Consider the following 16,111-nt stretch of genomic DNA (forward strand, 5'->3'; position numbering starts at 1 on the left):
TCACTTGATGCTGTTAGATATTTACCGTCTTTAAATAGGTTGAAATCCACAGCTAGGCGTTGTGTGTGTAAGCTGTTTTTAATACCTGATCCCGATTTGGCATTTAACTGTGCTTGCTCAGGCGTTCGGTATGCTTCTGAAAACGTCAGCTCATATCCGTTGTCGTAGGCAAAAATAATTAAGTCCGCAATCATGCGAGTGAACTTGCGTTGTTTCTCACCGAGTGTCATTTTTACTAACCCCTCTAAATATTTGCATCACATTCCCACGACTAAGAATTATTAGCGCGCATAGTGTGATATTGATTCCGACTTCAAATGGATCTGCATGAGCGTAGTCATTCGTTAATATGCGTAGTGGGATAGAACCCAGCATAACAATGAGAACCCATGCTATAAGTGACGGAAAAAATTTGTATTTAGCGCCGTTACGCTCATAGTTAACAAGACGAATAACAGCGAATAAGCATGAGAAAAAATTGACGTAAATCCAAAACATTGAGATGGTCATCTCCCACCTCCTCTGAATTTATCTATCAGGTTATTTATGACATTGTTGATACTGTCTGTGAGCGCACCGGGTTTAGATATTGTTACCAAAACACCAACCAAACCAGCCGATGAGAACATTGCACCAACAGAGCGATCAACCTCTCTATCTCCGATAATGCCACTCAGTAGTGACGACATGAAATCAGCGCCTAATATCCCAATCGCAAATGCAACTGTGAAATACGCCCATCGTTTTAACAGCCGGATATCATGAGCAGACAATACAAATATCACCGCCCCTGCGAACGCACCGATAACAACGCCTGCGTCCATACCTGAATAGAGACCTACAATAGAGACACCCGCTAACGAGGCGGTTGCTGTGCCTGTTAACGGCTCTTGCATATATGTAGTCCTGATTAGTTAATAGGAGCCGACTCACAGCTCTTGTGTGAACGTGATAACGAGGGTAATTGTTCTGTGGTCGGCATATACGAAAAAAGACCGCCTAAGCGATCTTCATTAAATGACACTAAGTTGCGATTATGACTCGATACTCCAAACAAAATCGTCACTTTGCAATCGGTGTGAACCAAAATGAACTTCATAATCAGAACCTAGTGATTGGGCTTTTTGCTTGGCTTGCTCCTCTGTAGCATAAACCCCTTTTAAATCCCAAGGGCTTCCTCTAACAACGCCCCATCCCAGAACAAATCCTTGATTGATTGGGTCTGGTTTTAAGTTTTTATCTACAAACATTTCTATCTCCTTTGTTGGGTACCCAGAAACAGAATATTGTTTGTAACTAAAAAATCAAATGATTAATCAATAACATTTATTGATATTTCAGGCTTGTTACCTTTATATCCAGTAATGACAGAAGTTAATGAAAGTGTTGAGCTATTCACAAGATATTCCTTATGAAATTCACCTGAACACTTCCCATTAATTATATCTTTAATAATTAACTTATCTTGCTCACGAACCTCAAAAGAGACTGAGCCATCAAGCTTAGCAACAGTAACCTTAATTTTATTCACTCATAATCTCCTTCTAAATGGGTTGTTCGGAATAACCGAACATGTGAAATAGCGACACCGGAATTCCGGCATCGGAACAATATCAATAACTTATCCCCTCGAATTCGGGGGAATTAAAATAGAAAGCCCCAAACGTATCGCAAACCAGATTTCTCCGTTCTACGTAGAGGTTATGAGGGGCACTGTTCGGATTTCAGATACAAAAAAAGCCCGATATCTCTATCAGGCTTTCAGTGCTCTTTGCTTTTACGAGCGAGCATACACTAAATATACACATTCATAACTTATTTTCAAGTGATTTTTGAAATATTTTTATATTCAACTCCAAGTTGTGAGCGTTCTCTCGCTATTTCATCTTGTAGCACCATATATAACTTCGCATTAAATAATGTAATGCACCAACGGACACGATCAATACATTGTTTAGTGGTAAGCCAAGGTGCTACTTGTTTTTGAATGTAATTTGCGAGTGTTTGCATCGTATTTCTGCCAAGATAGTAATCGGTAGCGACAACATAAACAGGATTGGACTTGTCGAACGCTTTCAAAATTGCTTTCTCTACAAAATCAGCTTCATCTACATCGTTGGCGCGCTGAAACATGTCGCTGAGTGATTGTTTAGGAAATAATATTAACTGAGCTTTTTCTTCAAGCTCCTTTCCTGTATATCCTTCCTTTTTTAGTTGTTCAAACACCTTGGTAAATCTTTCCATGTTTTCTCCTGACCACCCAGTAACAAATCGCCAGATACTTCCAGAACCACAAGACAACCCAAGATAACTATCATCTTTCATTTCTCCAGCCCACAGAGATATGATTGCTCTTACCCATCTATCTTGTGATGGAGTTAACCTCCTTGCCTTGCCTAAATATGATTTTCGAGGTGAGTTTGCTACATACCTATAAATATCTACCTTACGCTCCCTCATCTCGCCTCCGGTAATACTGTGTGATATCTATCGCAACCTACTGAATACATGATCGGTAGGTTTGCTCTTCTAGCCCACCCCGTTTCTACAACCTCCATGAAGCCATGCTTTTTCTGAACTATAGATAAGTAACGCTTAGGCTTATTCCCTGTGCGTTCTGTTAATGCTCTAAACCTGCACTCTTCAATAGCTGCGATTAAGTCAGTAAACATTAAGCCACCTCCGAATATTGATCCTTTCGCCTTTTCTCATACCAACGGGCCCTACGAGTGAATATGGATTTCATTCGTTTGAGATATTCGATGTCGAATTTACGGACCGTGTTATCGTGCTCTAAACGAGTTACTCGCTCTTCGCCGATTTTATTGATGAGATTAATGCGATATGGAATGAGATTGCCTGACAGGTCCCTATTGCAGTGAACACAGCCAGCATGAATATTGAGTAGATTAAATCTTAAATGACTTGCCGAACCTCTTGACCTGTAATGACTAGCATCTACGGACCCACCTCTTACCCCATAATTTAAGGGCCGACCGCAAGCGATGCATGGCTGACCGTAGTCTCGCCAAAAGATGTATTTATTTACTGCCGCTTGGGCCTCTTTGTTCCAGTCTGATTTTGTCTTTAACTTTTCCTTTCGGATCCGCAATAACTTCCTTTCCTCAGATAAACGTTTTTTACGGTCCTTTTCTTCGGTCCGTTTAATTTCATTTGAGGCGAATTTTATTGCACAAGATGTGGAACAAACTTTTTGGGTAGATAGGTAGGGAGTGAATTCTTTGTTGCAGACTTTACAGGTTTTGAGCTTCGGCTTTTTAGCCTTAGCCATACATCACCCCAAAACAACTCCAAGAATTAACATGGCGATAAACCATATTGCGACAAATTTTCCGTAGCGTAATAAATTGGCATTAAGCATTGGTTCAAACTCCTTTTGTGGTTTCTTGGGATATTTATGTTTGTGTTTATATTTACTACGATACCTCGGCATCTCCCTCTCCTTTGATTTTATCCATCACTTCCAAATGAGCGTATTCATCAGCACACTGGCTACACACGTAAATTTCATCATCTGTTAGTTGTCTATTGCATGACATGCATTTCATTTTCCAGTCTCCATTTCTTCAACGAGTCGACTCATATACCAACGAGCCTTTTTTAAATCTTCGACTGGGTTAATTTTCTTCTCGTATCGCCAGACATACTTTTGAATATTGCCTTTGAGGTAGCCTAGAAACGCCTCCTTGGTCATACTGGCTTTAATGGCATCTATGCACTCAATATCACCTGATGCGTAGTGTGGTGGGTTATTTACGTTGTCTGTCATAATCATTACTCCCTGTGACCGTAGTAGTTGTATTCATAACGAGTTGTACGCAGTTTTACGCCACTTTGTATCGCCCAAGCTGTCGAGTATTCAATTAAGCTACTCATGCGCTTCTTCCCCATTTGAGACGTACTCTCGCGTATGTTTAATAGCTCACCTTCAATTCCCCTAATTAACGGTGACTCTTTCGCTCCTGTAGTAACCATCCAGTGACCAGACACAAAGACATTCTTCCACTGCCATAATTTCAGTGGTTCATTGTTGAGGGTCATTTGCTTTGATACATCACCACATAGCGCATGAAACATATCGTTCTGCAGTAGTGTTCGGCTGGATTCTGAGATTTTTACTTCTAGGGGGAATTCTTCGTTGAGGGGTAAGGCGTTTAGTGTGGCTATTAGGTTTTCTCGTATTCGTTTATTTCTTAGAAGAAACTTTGTGGCTTTCTCCAAGTTAACCTCCTATTCATTTTTCCAGGAATACGTTGTTGAATAAGAAAAAACAAATATAAGCCATAGATATTAACCAAAGGATTATCGCTGTTGCTGATATAACCTTCATCGTAATAACGAACCAGCCATTATCCCCATCAAATACCTTCAGCATGATAAATGCCATTGCAAAGCCTAATCCGCAAAAAAGGTTCATGCTGATCTTGTACATCAATGTTATTGGGTCACTCACTGTTAGCTCTCCTGTTCCATGCTGCGATTGCCATAGCAATTTTACCTTTTCCAATCATTTGAGCAGATTGTGCATCGCAGTTATGACAGCGCACAATCGCTGAACGGTCAGGGCAATCTTCTTCATACTGGAAAAAAGCTTCTACGTTACTACTCCCGCAAAACGGGCATTTCTTGAGTTCGCTCATGCTACTTATCCTTTTTGAATGGGAATTTATTTTCTATGCTGTCTAGCGATAAATACAAAAACACTCTCATTTGTTTTCTGCAAAAATGTATCGGTGTATCGATCAGATAAAGCAAAAAATAAATAGTGCTTATTGGAAGCAAGAAAAATATCCCAACTATCCACCTAACTAGATAGGTAATCTCGTTGCCTTTAAATTTCGCCCACTTCATATCAGCGCCTCTCTTAATCCTGTTTTCACATATTTGATATCGTAGGCAATGTAAATTTCCCACTCATGATAATCGTGACCGTAGTAGTTACCGCCAGCCCACGCGCATTTGTCTTGATCATTCAGTATAAAGTCCCATTGCTCATCGTTAAGTTTAACTAAACGGGCAACGTTAGCATCGAATACCTGTTGCTTAATCATTCGTGCAAGTGGTGATTCCATCATTCACCCTCTGGCATTGGTGGGAGCTGCAAAGCCTTTAGTTTCCTGTCTTGCTCAATAAGTTTCCCTATCAGCGCTATAACGAATTCCGACTTTTGCGATGATGAGGCTATTTCGTAACGTTGAATTAAGGTAAATTCAGGCCTATCTGAACTGTTAAGAATTATTGAAATATCATTTAATAATGGAGTTAATGTATTCATGGGTAAGCTCTTTTTTAATCAAACTTGTCCACACTGTCTTAGAGAAAACGCAGTGCTAGAAGCTTTTGGTGAACAACGAAAAGGTGAAGATGAACCTTTTTATGATGTATCTTTTATGTGCCGAAGTTGTCACAATTCAGGAATTGCTGTCGTCAGAAGTAACGCTTCTTACGGGCCTTTAATCACTGCCAACGGCAGGGTTTCTGGGATGAGCATACCTTCTGATGATCCTAAGTTTGTCTTGCTTGGAATAATTCCTAAAGTTAACAACACCACTGCTCCTGAAAATACCCCAGAAAGAGCGGCTAAATTTTTTATTGAATCAAAGGATGATTTTCAACGTGGCAGATATGAAACCTGCGTAATGAATTGCAGAAAGGTTATGGATATTGCCACTAAAGTCCTTATGGGTGATGAAGCTAAGGATGAAAAATTATCAAAACGCATCACCATGTTGTTTTCTAAAGGAAAAATAACTGAACAGATGAAAGATTGGGCTCATATCGTAAGGATTGATTCAAACGGTGCAATTCACTCTGACGAGGAATTTACGAAAGAGGAAACCAAGCAAATACTTGGCTTTACCGAGGTATTTCTAATGTACTCATTTACTCTTCCTGAAATGATTAAAAAACGGCAAGAGGAAAAAGATTCAAATTAATAAAGCTAGGTTAAGGTGATATCATCCTTCACCTTAACCCAATTAATTCCCTGCATTAGATGCCTCCTTTGATATCAATATTTTTCATACAAAATTTAAACAACCACCTGAATAGACATGTCATCACTAACGCCTGAATAATCACTATTGGTAATGCCCTTAGATAAACATGAAGATTAAACTCGCCTAACCTATTAATCGCGATTAAAACCGATAACGAACCCCAAGCAATGAGTTGAAATAGAAATGTAAGAATGTTGCTACTAAATATCCTGACAAGCATTTTCTGATGCCATTTCATCACTCAACACCTCGCTTAATCGCCATAACTAATTTTTAAACTTCCTGATATGGCAACCACTGCTAAAAGTAACCATCCCCAACCTGATTTTTCGTGATACATCAGGAATGCAACAGATAAAAATCCAGTAATCGGTACTAGCATGAAAAACAATGTGCCTAAAATATCTCGTAAATATTCCATCTAAAAATCCTCTTGCGTGTTAAGCTGCTTGCTTGCGCCATAACTCTTGTTGAAATACTTTTGCCCCATTGACTAGCATGTCGTTAAAATCGCCAGTTCCGTCAATCCATCGGACGCTGACTTTTTCAACATCGTTATTACTTAGAATATTTCGATTGCCACATTCAAAGGCAGCTGCTAGCCCTGTGCCATTACTGTCCGTGTCTGCAAATATGATGAGATGTTTAACGCCTTTTGGCGCTCTAAATCTCCGCATGAAATTGGCATTTAACGTTGACCATGTGTTACAGCCGTAGACTTGCTGACAAGAAAGCGCCGTTTCTATCCCCTCGGCGATCCCCAGCGTTGATGCTACTGGGGTCATTCGAATTGCGATAGAGCCAGCAAAATCTAAATAGTTATCTTCCTGTAACTTGGTAAGTCGTTTATTCCCTTCAAAGTTTGCTTTTTTTTCGCCCTCTAAGAACGTCCTATGCAGATAACAGCCAGCACCACGATCATCTGTTGCAATTGACCAGAGCGAAGTAAATCCATTTTGTTGTGTGTTACTGTATCTGACGTGCTGAGATGGTAAAACGTTGATCCCTCTGCTCATCAAATATCTATGAGCTGATGTATCTTTAAGTGGGATTAGTGAAGCGAACTTTGCGATAACTTTTGAACGAGTGGCTTTTACATCTGATTTTGCGTGCGGTACTACTTGGCCTGAATAACTGTTTCCGATTAACCGATCTATCTCACTTGCTAAAACTCTAAAATCTTTTTGCTGGGTAAGTTCCAGTAGTTTCCAGCCATCACCAGCACCACATGAGCATATCCAAGTTCCCTTACCGTTTTTATTATCTATCCTGAATTTTCCTTTCTTTCCGCATATAGGGCATTCCCCTTGATAGTGTTTTTTCCCTGTGATTGGCGGTAATTTGTAATACTCAAATATCTCAGGCCATCGACCTATTACTGCCTCTACCGTCTTCACGATTACCTCCTAAGCTGAGCTTTTCCCGTATATCTTCCAAGTGTGACCTTGCTGATGCTATTTTTTCAGCCTCTGTTTTCGGTTTTACCTCTTTTGTATTTTTCTTCGCTTGCATCTTTGCAAAAGCGATATTTTTTGAACGAATATAATTACTAACTTCGGGAGTTATCTCTTGCGGTGTATCATGTAATCCACGAGGCCATACCCCGAATTTTTTCTTGTACGTGTGGGCGCACCAACCATCAGAAATAGGCTTGCCTGATATCTCACGCTGTTTTTGATAAAACTTGATTTGTGACCACCAACTTTGTTTTTGCTCCTTGGTAAATATCTGTTCACCTGCTTTCAGTTTTTTGAGTTCTCGCGTTTCATCGACTTGAACATTTTTCCCAGCGAGTGGTTTAAACCCACATTTAGGGCAAACGTAAACACCTGCCGGCTTCATGTAGTGACAAGATGGGCATTCCTTCGGTTTTTTCTCTGCCTTGACCTGATCTCGGTAGCTGCTTTGGGTTTTCATGCCATCGTTTTTGTTTTGCAGGTCGTCGTATTCAATTTCATCAGGAAATCCCAACAAGTGAACTGATCCTGAATGGTCGAATATGAGACACTTGTCTTTCCCTTTTGCTGTTCTCAATCCCCTACCAAGACACTGGACCCAGCGGATTTCCGATTTTGTTGGCCTCGCGTAGATGATGCAGCGAACGTCACTATCGAACCCTGCAACCAAAACACCAACGTTAACGATGATTTTTGTAGACCCACTCTCAAAACGGTTAATAATCAACTGCCGTTCATCGTGTGGCGTCTCTGCGGTCATCACCTCAGCGTTGATCCCCGCTCGGTTAAATTCCATCGTGACGTAGTTTGCATGGCTGACATTGACGCAAAAGCAAACTGTTGGCCTGTCCTCGCCATGTTCTAACCAAAATTTGACGATATTCCCGACTAAATCAGAATCGCCCATGATTTTGGCTAACTGCTCCTCGTTGTAGTCATTGCCAAATGCCGATAGTTTTGATGTTTTTACACCGCTAACATCGGGATTATCTGGCGCGTAAAATTCATAAGGACTCAAATCACCAATTTCGATTAACTCCTTCATCGTCGTTGGTTTAATCAATGTTTCGTAGTATTCGCCCATCCAACTAGCAAAGGGTGTCCCCGATAACCCAACTACACGAATATCCGTATCTCGGATAATTTCGAGTATTTTTTTTCGCTTCATGTGGGCTTCATCGATGATGAGTAAATCAATGTTGTCAGGGAATTTGCGGCGAATTAACGTGTCTGCAGATGCAATTTGAATCAACTTGCTGGGGTCATACAGTGGGTGGTCGCGCCACAAGTAACTGATCTCATCGACTGGCAGTCCGTACTCAACAAACCGTGTTGCAGTCTGTTCAATCAGCACTGTGTAGGGGGCGACAAACATGACCCTCATTCCCCTAGAAACTAAACCGTCAGCCACGAATGCGGCTATCGCGGTTTTACCAAATCCAACACTTGCAGAAAGTAACATCGTTCGGTGTTGATTCCAGTTCTTCCTGAGCATATCCAGTGCAGTGACTTGCTTAGCTTTTGGCGTTATACTGAGCATGATTAATTCCTTTTTGCGTTACGCCCGTTTACCTCCCTCAAGGTTTTTCGGGCTATTTCCTCAAGTTTTTTTGAGTTAATGGCTTCTGCTGCGTCATTAAAATCAATAACTTGAGCACCTTTCCTGCCCATCGTGTAGTAACAGGATTTCGATATATTCCAACTCCTCCCCCCCCAGTTAAACTCTGGGTTTATTGCGTATATGCCACGCTTAAACTTGATTAACCCTACCGCCTCAAGCTCTTTGTTGGCTCTCTGAATGCTTCTCTCGCTCACGTTGAGGATCTCAGCTACCTCAGCCCTCGTCGCTACATACCGTCCATATTTCCAGTCGCAACTGTCAGTGATTAGCCCGTATAGCTCAGTGGCGGTAGGGGATACTTTTGACAAACGCTTGTAAAACTCTCGTGCGTAAAAAACTCTTGACCATATTCTCATTTTGTGATAGTCCATTTTTTGCAAAAGAGACAGAACTTGTCCGTTTAGGAGACAGATCCTGTCGTTTTGATGTCATTTAACTATTTGATTTTTAAGAAATTTCCAAGTTGTCCCTTCCTTATCCTTATAGGGGTCAAGTTAGAACTCGAATTTTCTTTTTTTTGGCTTTTAAATCATGTACTTATGAATAGTGCCTTGTATCAGCATTGCTACACTTTCCAAGGAACAGGCCATAGGTTTGTATTAAATTCGGTGATTCAGGCGACACCTTGAGAGGGTTGGTTTCTCTGGCCAGTGCCTTGTTGAAAAACTCTCGGTTCGGAAACATATCCATCGAGGTAGGAAGAGTAGTTTTTTACAAAGTTTCTTAACCGTGTATTTGCAGCCTTTCTACCAGCATTTATTTTTTTGTAAGGTATAGGTTCATCGTCGAAATGCTCTTGATAAACTTCAGAATATTTAACCGATACCTTTGCTCTTATCGATGGCCTTAGCCTCAATAACATTTCCTTAATCCATTTCTCATCTTGTTCAAAATAACAATTTGGCATTAAAATATTGACGTTATACTCATAATTATCCATATTCTTTTTTAACCTCATGAAATTAAAGCCCATTAAATTTTTATTAATGAGCTTAGCTATGAGTAATCAAATTACTTGACTAATACTGATTATTCGTCCAGTATTAATGGGTAAATAAAATTAAATGTTTAAACTGATTTGAGCCTCATTGATTGCCGTCTCTGGGGCTTTTCTTTTAATTTTTCCCTTCCCTTCAAGAGCCTGAATAACCCTTTCTGCATAATCACCTTCAAGAACAACTTTCGTTGGCTTATCGCTGATATTTACAGAGTCAGGGGGCAATCCGAACTTACTCACCAACTGGCAAGCTAAATCGAATATTCTGGCTTTATCTCGACTGGATTTTGATGGGTGTATTCCTAGCGCTTTAGCGAGTCCGTTATTACCGATTGAATACATTTGTTGAATGTAAAACGTCATCAATTCGTTTGATGAGCACTCTACTTTGATATTTTTTGCACATTCCATTTGTTAAATTCCTTCTTAGATTACTTCCCATATTGGGAACAGCAGTAATGATCCGTGGCTCATTCCATATGAGCGGATTGTTGATAATAATTTGCCGATTGAAGTCAAAAGGCACTGCATGAATTTTTAAAGAGCGATTGTGTTACCAGTATTTATTACCCAAATCCCATAAGTGCGGTAAGTCAGGGCGAATATCTTTTCCTTTAACTTGACCGTTTGTAGCTTTAACAATTAATGGGATATGCTCAGGTGATACTTTTGCCTTGTTATGTAGCCACTTAAAAACTGCTTGCTGTGTTATGCCACATGCTTCACCTAGTTTTTTTTGTGTCCCTACAATATCAATGGCGGTTTTAATTGCTTCGTTCATAAAAAACCTCCGTTGTTTATTTTACATATAATAAAACCTTAGTTGTTTTTAATCAACAACTATATTTGTTTGAATGCCAACAACTGCGGTTGTATATTTAAGACTATGAAAACTACTCTTGCACAACGATTAAAAAAAGCTCGTAAATTGTCGGGCTTATCTCAAAAAGAACTAGGCGAGGCTGTTGGTATATCACAGGCTGCAATTCAAAAGATTGAGGTTGGGAATGCGCAAAATTCAACAAAATTAATAGAAATAGCTAAAGTTCTGAGAGTGTCACCTGAATGGTTGTCGTCTGGTAATGGCGAAGAGCCAACTATTCCTGTTATCCATAGCTCGGAAGTCAGCAACATAAGTACTGATACGCACTCGAATGAAGTGGGTGGTATTAGTAATGCTTATAAGGTTGAAATACTAGACGTAGAAGCGAGTGCAGGTGCTGGCGTGATGGTTATCGATGATTTTATAGAGACTATCACGGCTATTGAGTATTCAGCGGATGAAGCAAAAAGATTATTCGGTGGAAGACCTTCAAATACGATAAAGATGATCACTGTAAAAGGTGACTCTATGGCAGAAACGTTCGAACCTAGAGATCAGATATTCGTAGATATAACCACAAACTTTTTTGATGGTGACGGGATTTATGTGTTCGTATTGGATAATCAGCTCTACATAAAGCGATTGCAGAAACAGTATAAGCGCCTAGCAGTTATATCTGACAACCCTAGATATGAAACTTGGTATCTAGACGAAGATGCTATTAATGGGCTTTATATATGCGCTAAGGTGCTAGTTAGCCAGTCTATTACTTATAAATTCCACGGCTAACCCAATGGCCTGACGACACGTTTTAGGAGGAAATATGGCGTTTAGCAATATTGAGATAGCAAATATTAGACGGTGTATGGAATTTTTCATGGAAAAGCGTCGCCCAGCAGAACACCTAAGGGATGAATTAGATTTACAGTATCGCATCGAGGACGACTCAGTAATTATCTTTGAAATTAGGCAACTAATATGGAGTGATGGCAGAGTAGAAGAACCTATAGCAAAAATCACACATAATAGATATTCGAATTCATGGTCTCTGCTTTGGATGGATAAAAATAGTAACTGGCACAACTACGATGAAATAATGCTAGGTAGTTTCTCTGACGCCATTAGGCTCGTTGAAGATGATGTGCGAGGCTGCTTTTTTGGGTGACGACACGTTTTAGGGTGTGGTTTAAGATTAATTTAAATTACGATAAACATAATTTAGTTAACGGAATCATATATATATGGATAAATTATCGGTATTTGGATCACAGGGTAAATTAGATCTTCGCCCTGTTGTTGAAGTTGAAGATAACGGAATTCAGATGGGTGTCTTGAGTGATGGAACACCTTATTTGACATTATATGGATTGGCTAAATTATGCGGAATAGACCCAGCGCCATTACATGTATTCACTTCCAATTGGGAAACTGAAAAAAACAAGAAAAGAGGTAGCATCGTCCTCAAAGATCTAGAGAGGAAAGGCCATAAAGGTGTGACACACCTGTACACAAAGGTAATAAATAAGCATGGAATTGAAACTCACGCTTACCCTGATTATGTTTGTATGGCCATACTGCGTTACTACGTATTTGATGCAGCTAGATTTGATAATACGATAGCAAGAGAAAATTATGACATTCTGGCTGAATACACTCTAAAAAGAATGATATATGAAAAGGCCAATTATAAACCCAATCAAGACGTCATAAATAAATCATGGGATGTATTTAAACAAAGGATAATGGCTAATGATGAAATACCAGTTGGTTACTTTTCCATATTCAGAGAAATGGCTGATTTAACTGTAAAATTAATAAATAGCGAGTTTAAACTAGACCCATTTTCTATCCCAGATATAAGTGTTGGACAACGTTGGGCCAAACATTGGAAAGATGCCGAGTTAGCGAAGATCCATGGTGACAGGATGTTGCACCCACATAATTACCCTGATGACTTCCCTCAAAGTAGAGGCACTCAAAAAGAAGCATATATATATCCAAGTTCAGCGTTAGGTGAGTTTAGAGTTTGGCTAGATACTACCTATGTTAATATTCACTTAGCTACCTACTTAAGCAATAAGGTAAAAGCCAAGGCTATACCAGAAAAACAAGCCGCACAAATCTTATTAGCTGTTAGAAAACCAGAACTACCAAACAAACACTAGACCCAGCCCTCCACTCGAGGGCTTTTTTGTGCTAAAAATATATTATTCACAATAGCCATTCACATCTGTAAGGACGGAATGATGAAAAAATTAACAGTTTTGGCAGCTACCATTATACTCGCTGGGTGTTCTACTACGGAAAACAAGCTGGTAGGAATGGCAAACCCTGCCTCTGTGTACTGTGGTGAAATAGGCGGAAAGCTAGAAATAGTTAACACAGATAAAGGGCAAGTAGGATACTGTACACTACCTTCTGGTGAAAGAATTGAAGAATGGACTTTGTATCGAAGAGATCATAAATAACACCCTATAGCCCCCTAACGGGGCTTTTTTGCACCCTCTCCCCTCCAAAGAAGTGATCTGAGTTCCAATCTGAGATTTTTTTGAAAATAAATTACCAACAAAAACAACCAAATAAAACCAAACTAATATAAAAACACAACTACAAACAACTTTGGTTGTTGACAATAAAACAACTATAGTTTTAAATATAACTCATCAAAGGCAAGCAACATGAAATACAGCCTAATGTTCTTTAATAATTTGGAAAGTCGGAACAGCATACCTACCCTGTTTAGACCCTTACGCAAAAATGCGACGTATCACTAGGCACGATCTGGCTAGTGAGAATGTTACTACTGCACGAGAGTGATTACAGATGGGAATAGGCAACACTGGCAGATGTTAGGTATGTAAGCGCAAGAATACTAATTATAGGTCATTCAATGAGTGACCTATGGTAAGTAAAAGAATAACGGAGGTTATGTGGAAATTTACTATCAACCACCAAAGAAATTTAAAGGCAATCCAACACCAGTTAGCGTTAAGAAAGTTAACAGTAACTCATTCAAGGCTAGGCAATATGCTAGATATGCATCTTTCAGAGCTAACAAACTGAAAGAAGAAGAAATTACTAAAGCTAACTCAGTGAAAGAGAAGAAAGAACGCCCTGTTCTATCTCTCAAACCAACAAAGCATTATCCAAGTGGAGATAACTGTTGCTTACCTAATGTAGCAATATTTTCAGGAGTTAAAACAAAACAGCCGAGCAGTGAGTTCGGGGTTACGGCGAGATAAATAGGAGAAGTAAGATGAAATTTGAAGAGTTACCAGTAAAAATTCAAGAGATTGCAAGCCAAACATTGGCATGTTTAATAACTAATAACAATCCAGATAAAGAGCAAGCAGAAGAACTTGCTCGCTCTGTGGCAGTGGCTTTTATAACGCTATATCAAGACAATTAATTATCTTTAAGTTTTTTAAAGTAATTAGTAAAACTTTGGTGAGCAAATATGATCGACTCAACTGTTGATCTTGACGCTGCTCCATTAATCATGGCTGTTTTTTCAGCCTTAATCAATTCTACAACTAATTGCTGAGCCGCTAATTCAGGGTTTTCTTTTGGATCAATTACTACATCTGACATAAAACATTCCTATATTGACTGTGGAATAACCAATATATCAATTTTCCTTGACTGTGGAAAGTAAGGAACCACCTCGCCTGATGTGGTTAAAAGCAGGCACAGTTAACTAATTACAGTCCATTCTGTGGGCTGTGGTGAGTTGATTAATAGATAGGAGATAGAGATATGTGTGATTGCTTTACGAAATTAGGCGATGACATGGAAAGTCGCATTAAAGCGAAACTACCAGAAGGTGCAAGCCTACAGTCTTCTGGCTGGAAACAATCAGGATTATTTATGTCTGGCGGCGTCATGTCAGTTAATTATTTCATTGAATACAACGCCAGTTATCAAGAAATCAAAAAGGACGGCACGCCGAAAGCCCGCCTAACAAAGCAGGATTTCCCTGTTACGTTCTCATTCTGTCCTTTCTGTGGCGTGAAATGCGAAACCAAATAGCATCGTGTTTAGTTAATAACGGAGGGGGTATGACATGGGAAAAATGACATTCGTAGTTGAGTATGAAGATGGCAAGGAGCCGTCTGTAAACGCAGGAACGGAGATATTAGGCGGTAAGTTGTTATCGGTTGGATTTGATGATTATAAAGATAAAAAACTAACTAGAGATGAAATTAACGCAATAAATTACGCGTTAAATTTTAGCGAGTTCAGAGAAGCTTGTGAAGAGTTCGAAGTTGACTATGACGAACTCGTCGATAAGTTAGATTCCTCTCTTTAGCAGTAACCCACCACTTAATCATTCATATCGCTATTAATAGTTGGCACGCACATAAGGAACATAGGAAATGGCAAATGAATTAGTCGTAATTGAACAAGCAACGGCGCTAGATTTGTTTACAGCACCAGAAAAAGTAAATCAGATGCTGGAGCACATTAAGTCTCTTGCAGAAGAAGAGCGAAAAGAACTCGATAGCGATTTTTCGGTAGCTAAAAACCGAAAGGCTTTTGCATCTCTGGCGTACAAAGTTGCTCAAACAAAAACGTATATCGACAAGGAAGGTAAAGCAGTTGTCGATAAGTTAAAAGAGCTACCCAAAAAAGTTGATGCTAGCCGTAAGATATTTCGTGACGAACTAGATGCATTAAGCACAGATATTCGCAAGCCACTAACAGAGTGGGAAGCTCAAGAAAAAGCTCGCGAAGAAGCCGAAGCGCTTAAGAAGCAAATCGAAGTTGATCATGAAGAAGCTCTGCAAATGAACGAGCTGTTTGATTTACGCAAAGCTGAAGAAGAGCGCAAACGCATTGCTCGTGAAGAAGAAATGAAGCGACAAGCTGCGGAACAGGCAAGACTTGAAGCTGAGCGCAAAGCACAGCAAGAAATTGAAGCAGCAGCTAAACGTGAGCGTGAAGCAAAAGAAGCCGCTGAACGTGCAGAGCGTGAAAAGCAGGAAGCAATTCAACGTGCAGAACAAGCAGCAAAAGAAGCCAAGGAAAAGGCAGAGCGCGATGCTAAAGAAGCACTGGAGCGAGCCGAACGAGAGAAGAAACTAGCTATCGAAGCTGAGCGTAAGAAAGTACAGGAAGCAGAACAAGCGCGATTAGCAGAAGAAGAACGTAAGCGTCAGGAAGAAGCTAAACGTCAGGCTGATAAGGAACATC

31 protein-coding genes are annotated in these 16,111 nt (G+C 39.8%); 10 read left to right on the forward strand and 21 right to left on the reverse strand.

Features of this window, described 5'->3' with window-relative positions:
• The 13 genes from AACV01_RS10340 to AACV01_RS10395 form a co-directional block, all read right to left on the reverse strand.
• Positions 1-230, reverse strand: a 230-nt coding sequence (locus AACV01_RS10340; RefSeq protein ID WP_161682845.1) for a M15 family metallopeptidase, incomplete at its 3' end; no start/stop codon positions are given.
• Positions 217-510 (reverse strand): phage holin family protein, encoded by a 294-nt coding sequence (locus AACV01_RS10345; protein WP_004918415.1) that lies wholly within the window; start codon positions 508-510, stop codon positions 217-219. The genes AACV01_RS10340 and AACV01_RS10345, both read right to left, overlap by 14 nt.
• On the reverse strand, positions 507-896 hold the full coding sequence (locus AACV01_RS10350; RefSeq protein WP_014656499.1) for a putative holin: 390 nt from the start codon (positions 894-896) through the stop codon (positions 507-509). Before AACV01_RS10350 ends, AACV01_RS10345 begins: the two co-directional genes overlap by 4 nt.
• Before the next feature lie 138 nt (positions 897-1,034).
• Positions 1,035-1,250: a hypothetical protein gene (locus tag AACV01_RS10355; RefSeq protein ID WP_161682847.1), complete on the reverse strand. Its 216-nt coding sequence runs from the start codon at positions 1,248-1,250 to the stop codon at positions 1,035-1,037.
• 62 nt (positions 1,251-1,312) lie between these two features.
• Positions 1,313-1,531: a hypothetical protein gene (locus tag AACV01_RS10360; protein ID WP_161682849.1), complete on the reverse strand. Its 219-nt coding sequence runs from the start codon at positions 1,529-1,531 to the stop codon at positions 1,313-1,315.
• Positions 1,532-1,821: 290 nt separating this feature from the next.
• Complete coding sequence (locus AACV01_RS10365; protein WP_081355096.1) at positions 1,822-2,460, reverse strand: hypothetical protein; 639 nt, start codon at positions 2,458-2,460, stop codon at positions 1,822-1,824.
• Between the two features lie 211 nt (positions 2,461-2,671).
• Positions 2,672-3,292, reverse strand: coding sequence for a recombination protein NinG (locus tag AACV01_RS10370; protein WP_161682851.1), 621 nt, complete (start codon positions 3,290-3,292; stop codon positions 2,672-2,674).
• A 145-nt stretch (positions 3,293-3,437) separates the two neighbouring features.
• Positions 3,438-3,569 carry a protein NinF gene (locus AACV01_RS17870; RefSeq protein WP_442956612.1) on the reverse strand — a complete coding sequence of 44 codons (132 nt, stop codon included), beginning with the start codon at positions 3,567-3,569 and terminating at the stop codon, positions 3,438-3,440.
• A complete protein-coding gene (locus AACV01_RS10375; RefSeq protein WP_060556914.1) occupies positions 3,566-3,790 on the reverse strand; it encodes a DUF3310 domain-containing protein in 225 nt (74 codons plus the stop codon). Before AACV01_RS10375 ends, AACV01_RS17870 begins: the two co-directional genes overlap by 4 nt.
• A 5-nt stretch (positions 3,791-3,795) precedes the next feature.
• Positions 3,796-4,242: a recombination protein NinB gene (locus AACV01_RS10380; protein WP_161682856.1), complete on the reverse strand. Its 447-nt coding sequence runs from the start codon at positions 4,240-4,242 to the stop codon at positions 3,796-3,798.
• Positions 4,243-4,466: 224 nt separating this feature from the next.
• Positions 4,467-4,661 (reverse strand): Lar family restriction alleviation protein, encoded by a 195-nt coding sequence (locus tag AACV01_RS10385; protein WP_161682858.1) that lies wholly within the window; start codon positions 4,659-4,661, stop codon positions 4,467-4,469.
• A gap of 207 nt (positions 4,662-4,868) precedes the next feature.
• A complete protein-coding gene (locus tag AACV01_RS10390) occupies positions 4,869-5,093 on the reverse strand; it encodes a hypothetical protein (RefSeq protein WP_339382636.1) in 225 nt (74 codons plus the stop codon).
• Positions 5,093-5,296, reverse strand: coding sequence for a hypothetical protein (locus AACV01_RS10395; RefSeq protein ID WP_161682862.1), 204 nt, complete (start codon positions 5,294-5,296; stop codon positions 5,093-5,095). Before AACV01_RS10395 ends, AACV01_RS10390 begins: the two co-directional genes overlap by 1 nt.
• Between AACV01_RS10395 and AACV01_RS10400 the strand changes: the two genes are divergently transcribed.
• On the forward strand, positions 5,295-5,957 hold the full coding sequence (locus tag AACV01_RS10400; RefSeq protein ID WP_064506005.1) for a DUF4145 domain-containing protein: 663 nt from the start codon (positions 5,295-5,297) through the stop codon (positions 5,955-5,957). The two genes, AACV01_RS10395 and AACV01_RS10400, sit on opposite strands and share 2 nt — an antisense overlap.
• 316 nt (positions 5,958-6,273) lie before the next feature.
• On the opposite strand, the gene AACV01_RS10405 is transcribed toward AACV01_RS10400, so the two are convergent.
• The 7 genes from AACV01_RS10405 to AACV01_RS10435 all read right to left on the reverse strand — a co-directional run bounded on the left by AACV01_RS10405 (position 6,274) and on the right by AACV01_RS10435 (position 10,876).
• Entirely contained in the window at positions 6,274-6,441 is a 168-nt protein-coding gene (locus AACV01_RS10405; RefSeq protein WP_152964332.1) for a hypothetical protein, read from the reverse strand.
• A 19-nt stretch (positions 6,442-6,460) separates the two neighbouring features.
• On the reverse strand, positions 6,461-7,417 hold the full coding sequence (locus AACV01_RS10410; protein WP_074561841.1) for a primase-helicase zinc-binding domain-containing protein: 957 nt from the start codon (positions 7,415-7,417) through the stop codon (positions 6,461-6,463).
• Positions 7,380-9,017, reverse strand: coding sequence for a DEAD/DEAH box helicase (locus tag AACV01_RS10415; RefSeq protein ID WP_161682864.1), 1,638 nt, complete (start codon positions 9,015-9,017; stop codon positions 7,380-7,382). Before AACV01_RS10415 ends, AACV01_RS10410 begins: the two co-directional genes overlap by 38 nt.
• 2 nt (positions 9,018-9,019) lie before the next feature.
• Complete coding sequence (locus AACV01_RS10420) at positions 9,020-9,454, reverse strand: helix-turn-helix domain-containing protein (RefSeq protein WP_237585012.1); 435 nt, start codon at positions 9,452-9,454, stop codon at positions 9,020-9,022.
• Between the two features lie 257 nt (positions 9,455-9,711).
• The gene (locus tag AACV01_RS10425) at positions 9,712-10,038 is read right to left on the reverse strand and encodes a hypothetical protein (protein WP_026164645.1); all 327 of its coding nucleotides are present in this window, start codon (positions 10,036-10,038) and stop codon (positions 9,712-9,714) included.
• Between the two features lie 120 nt (positions 10,039-10,158).
• Positions 10,159-10,506, reverse strand: a complete 348-nt coding sequence (locus tag AACV01_RS10430) for a hypothetical protein (RefSeq protein WP_161682868.1) — start codon at positions 10,504-10,506, stop codon at positions 10,159-10,161.
• 142 nt (positions 10,507-10,648) lie between these two features.
• Complete coding sequence (locus AACV01_RS10435) at positions 10,649-10,876, reverse strand: transcriptional regulator (RefSeq protein WP_036907955.1); 228 nt, start codon at positions 10,874-10,876, stop codon at positions 10,649-10,651.
• Between the two features lie 105 nt (positions 10,877-10,981).
• On the opposite strand from AACV01_RS10435, the gene AACV01_RS10440 reads away from it, so the two are divergent.
• The 6 genes from AACV01_RS10440 to AACV01_RS10465 all read left to right on the forward strand — a co-directional run bounded on the left by AACV01_RS10440 (position 10,982) and on the right by AACV01_RS10465 (position 14,327).
• On the forward strand, positions 10,982-11,707 hold the full coding sequence (locus AACV01_RS10440; protein ID WP_071233780.1) for an XRE family transcriptional regulator: 726 nt from the start codon (positions 10,982-10,984) through the stop codon (positions 11,705-11,707).
• 34 nt (positions 11,708-11,741) lie between these two features.
• Positions 11,742-12,083, forward strand: a complete 342-nt coding sequence (locus AACV01_RS10445) for a DUF3024 domain-containing protein (protein ID WP_004245991.1) — start codon at positions 11,742-11,744, stop codon at positions 12,081-12,083.
• A gap of 76 nt (positions 12,084-12,159) precedes the next feature.
• Positions 12,160-13,083, forward strand: a complete 924-nt coding sequence (locus AACV01_RS10450) for a hypothetical protein (protein ID WP_161682880.1) — start codon at positions 12,160-12,162, stop codon at positions 13,081-13,083.
• Positions 13,084-13,164: 81 nt separating this feature from the next.
• Positions 13,165-13,386, forward strand: a complete 222-nt coding sequence (locus AACV01_RS10455; RefSeq protein WP_112842872.1) for a putative hemolysin — start codon at positions 13,165-13,167, stop codon at positions 13,384-13,386.
• 462 nt (positions 13,387-13,848) lie between these two features.
• Complete coding sequence (locus AACV01_RS10460; RefSeq protein ID WP_202611871.1) at positions 13,849-14,160, forward strand: hypothetical protein; 312 nt, start codon at positions 13,849-13,851, stop codon at positions 14,158-14,160.
• Between the two features lie 14 nt (positions 14,161-14,174).
• Positions 14,175-14,327, forward strand: coding sequence for a hypothetical protein (locus tag AACV01_RS10465; RefSeq protein ID WP_161682882.1), 153 nt, complete (start codon positions 14,175-14,177; stop codon positions 14,325-14,327).
• On the opposite strand, the gene AACV01_RS10470 is transcribed toward AACV01_RS10465, so the two are convergent.
• Positions 14,324-14,509, reverse strand: a complete 186-nt coding sequence (locus tag AACV01_RS10470) for a hypothetical protein (RefSeq protein ID WP_161682884.1) — start codon at positions 14,507-14,509, stop codon at positions 14,324-14,326. The genes AACV01_RS10465 and AACV01_RS10470 overlap by 4 nt on opposite strands.
• A gap of 198 nt (positions 14,510-14,707) precedes the next feature.
• Here AACV01_RS10470 and AACV01_RS10475 point away from each other — a divergent pair, with 198 nt between their 5' ends.
• The 3 genes from AACV01_RS10475 to AACV01_RS10485 all read left to right on the forward strand — a co-directional run.
• Positions 14,708-14,947, forward strand: coding sequence for a hypothetical protein (locus tag AACV01_RS10475; protein ID WP_001966870.1), 240 nt, complete (start codon positions 14,708-14,710; stop codon positions 14,945-14,947).
• Positions 14,948-14,990: 43 nt separating this feature from the next.
• Positions 14,991-15,227 carry a hypothetical protein gene (locus AACV01_RS10480; RefSeq protein ID WP_202611869.1) on the forward strand — a complete coding sequence of 79 codons (237 nt, stop codon included), beginning with the start codon at positions 14,991-14,993 and terminating at the stop codon, positions 15,225-15,227.
• A gap of 67 nt (positions 15,228-15,294) precedes the next feature.
• Positions 15,295-16,111 (forward strand): cell envelope biogenesis protein TolA (locus AACV01_RS10485; RefSeq protein ID WP_161682876.1); only part of this gene is annotated, 817 nt, incomplete at its 3' end.

The organism is Proteus sp. G2609, from assembly GCF_963896135.1.
Classification (GTDB): Bacteria; Pseudomonadota; Gammaproteobacteria; order Enterobacterales; family Enterobacteriaceae; genus Proteus; species Proteus mirabilis.